General features: G+C 61.5%; 1 protein-coding gene. It reads right to left on the reverse strand.

The window, feature by feature from the left end:
• Positions 1 to 2 precede the first annotated feature (2 nt).
• Positions 3 to 1,184 (reverse strand): IS4 family transposase, encoded by a 1,182-nt coding sequence (locus tag VW23_RS26625; RefSeq protein WP_069912497.1) that lies wholly within the window; start codon positions 1,182 to 1,184, stop codon positions 3 to 5.
• Positions 1,185 to 1,209: the final 25 nt, after the last annotated feature.

Consider the following 1,209-nt stretch of genomic DNA (forward strand, 5'->3'; position numbering starts at 1 on the left):
CACTACTGTCCGGGATTTTTGGGTGATGGTGGATTGAGGCTGAGTTCCATCTGTCCTTGCATTGAGTTTGGTCGTCGTCGTGGTGGCTGGAAGGCGTTTAGGACGTTGATCCTGAGCAGGGTACGGATGGCCTTGAGGGTCTGCTCCGAGCCTTTGGGCTGGGTGTGCTGGAGCAGCCTGAGCAGCAGGAAGGCGATGATGGCGGCATAGATCTGGATGCGGACGGCGTTCTCGGATCGGCCGATGAAGGTCTTGATCCTGAGGTTCTGCTTGATCCACTTGAAGAACAGCTCGATCTGCCAGCGCTGCTTGTACAACTCGGCGATCTCGAGTGCCGACCTGACCTGGTCGTTGGTGACCAGCCGCAAGGGAGCCCGATCCGGACGCTCAACCTCGATGACACGCATCTCGACGTCGTAGAGGGGGTTAAGCTTGCCGCCGCGCGGTCGCTTGTGGCCGATGCGGGCGCGCCGGTCGAACAAGATGCCCTCACCGGTCGCTTCCGCCTCGGCAATCACCTGCATTTTCGCGTTGCGCTTGAGCCGGGTGACGAAGACGGTCTCTGCCGTTACCAGCCGATGCCACCAGTCGTAATCGGTATAGGCCTTGTCGAAGACCCAGGTGCTACCGGCCTCGGTGGACAACTGGCGGGCCATCGTCACGTCGTTGACGCGCGGCGAGGTGATGTCCAACTGAACCGGTTGGTTGCCGCGTGGGTCATAGACGAAGTGCAGCTTCAGTCCGGTGGTGTGCGGATCGCTCTGGGCCCAGCCAAAGCCGAAGCTGCGCAACTGGATGGGGGTGGAATCGAGCAGCCTGACGATCGCATCGCCTTCGCGGCGCAACTGGCGCGAGACCTGTCCCATCAGATCGCGGCAGATATCGCGAAACACCGCCGCGGGACGCAGCGCCATAGCATCGCTGAGTGTGCTGCGGCGCACCGCTCGCAGGTCCGGGTGGTACAGCCATGAGCGCTCACCATCCAGGCCCTGTTCGATCTCGCGCAGGCTGCTCAGATCGGTCAACTGTGCGAACAACAGTGCCTTCAGATGGCGCTGGCAGGTCCAGGCCTTCTCGCCCTTGCCGACCCCTCGATTGCCCTGGTGACGTTCCACTGCTCGATCGATCGAGTGCCGATTGAGGGGCTGCAGAAAGCGCAGGAAACCATTAGGCTCAAATGGCATGGCAGGCTCCAAATCAAGTCTCGCA

It is taken from the genome of Devosia insulae DS-56, assembly GCF_000970465.2.
Lineage (GTDB): Bacteria > Pseudomonadota > Alphaproteobacteria > Rhizobiales > Devosiaceae > Devosia_A > Devosia_A insulae.